1 protein-coding gene and 2 pseudogenes are annotated in these 1462 nt (G+C 35.3%); 1 reads left to right on the top strand and 2 read right to left on the bottom strand.

What is annotated here, in order from left to right:
* Positions 1-158: pseudogene (locus ACFVU3_RS40040) on the bottom strand (type 1 glutamine amidotransferase domain-containing protein); the annotation flags it as partial.
* A gap of 140 nt (positions 159-298) precedes the next feature.
* On the opposite strand from ACFVU3_RS40040, the pseudogene ACFVU3_RS40035 reads away from it, so the two are divergent.
* Positions 299-973: pseudogene (locus ACFVU3_RS40035) on the top strand (IS6-like element IS257 family transposase).
* A gap of 290 nt (positions 974-1263) precedes the next feature.
* Here ACFVU3_RS40035 and ACFVU3_RS40030 read toward each other — a convergent pair.
* Positions 1264-1365: a type I toxin-antitoxin system Fst family toxin gene (locus ACFVU3_RS40030; RefSeq protein WP_000228874.1), complete on the bottom strand. Its 102-nt coding sequence runs from the start codon at positions 1363-1365 to the stop codon at positions 1264-1266.
* Between the last annotated feature and the right edge of the window lie 97 nt (positions 1366-1462).

The following is a 1462-nucleotide window of genomic DNA, read 5'->3' as shown; positions in this document are numbered from 1 at the left end:
GGCACATACCCACCATTCGGACTTACAAAATCAACATCATAACCTGCGTCATAGAAATCTTTCGCAAAGTGCGTAACCTCTGAGAACCACGCACCTGTAGGTCTTTCTAAATTATCGTATTTCGCAATGTTTGTTACAACAATTAAAGCCTTTTTCATTGTCTTTCCTCCTCATTCATGTTTATATAGAATACAATATCAGTTAAACCTTGGTTTAAGAGAAAGGATATGCTTACATGAAACGGTTCTGTTGCAAAGTTGAATTTATAGTATAATTTTAACAAAAAGGAGTCTTCTGTATGAACTATTTCAGATATAAACAATTTAACAAGGATGTTATCACTGTAGCCGTTGGCTACTATCTAAGATATGCATTGAGTTATCGTGATATATCTGAAATATTAAGGGAACGTGGTGTGAACGTTCATTATTCAACGGTCTACCGTTAGGTTCAAGAATATGCCCCAATTTTATATCAAATTTGGAAGAAAAAGCATAAAAAAGCTTATTACAAATGGCGTATTGATGAGACGTACATCAAAATAAAAGGAAAATGGAGCTATTTATATCGTGCCATTGATGCAGAGGGACATACATTAGATATTTGGTTGCGTAAGCAACGAGATAATCATTCAGCATATGCGTTTATCAAACGTCTCATTAAACAATTTGGTAAACCTCAAAAGGTAGTTACAGATCAGGCACCTTCAACGAAGGTAGCAATGGCTAAAGTAATTAAAGCTTTTAAACTTAAACCTGACTGTCATTGTACATCGAAATATCTGAATAACCTCATTGAGCAAGATCACCGTCATATTAAAGTAAGAAAGACAAGATATCAAAGTATCAATACGGCAAAGAATACTTTAAAAGGTATTGAATGTATTTACGCTCTATATAAAAAGAACCGCAGGTCTCTTCAGATCTACGGATTTTCCCCATGCCACGAAATTAGCATCATGCTAGCAAGTTAAGCGAACACTGACATGATATATTAGTGGTTAGCTATATTTTTTACTTTGCAACAGAACCAATTTTGTTCTTCAACTTCATAAATCTTTTATAATGTTTAAGATAGGCATTCCCTCTAGTGAAATAGTATCTTTATTAAAGATCACTCACTAGTTAGTAATCAATAAACTATTTTGCATTCCTCTACTAACCAGTGTTATAATTTAGACAACAAGAGCTTCGTGCATTATATGCACCAACCCCCTCACTATTGCGAGTAGTGAGGGGGTTTTTAGGTGTTGGCTAATATCGCCTATTTTTTCTTATTGTTACGTGTACGTAGCCAATGCGTAAATAACGCAACAATACAACCACTGATGACTGTGGTCGTGATGTGAACAAGAGCTTCGACCATCTGATATGCACCTCCTCTCTGCGTCTAAATTGACGCCTGAGAGATAGGCGACCTGTATATTATATCATCTCTGAATAAGGGATAATAGATAACTTCC

The sequence above is a fragment of the Streptomyces sp. NPDC058052 genome (assembly GCF_042885515.1).
In the GTDB taxonomy this organism is placed as follows: Bacteria; Actinomycetota; Actinomycetes; order Streptomycetales; family Streptomycetaceae; genus Streptomyces.
The sequence above is the reverse complement of the archived record's forward strand: the minus strand, read 5'-3'. Positions and strand labels throughout refer to the sequence as shown.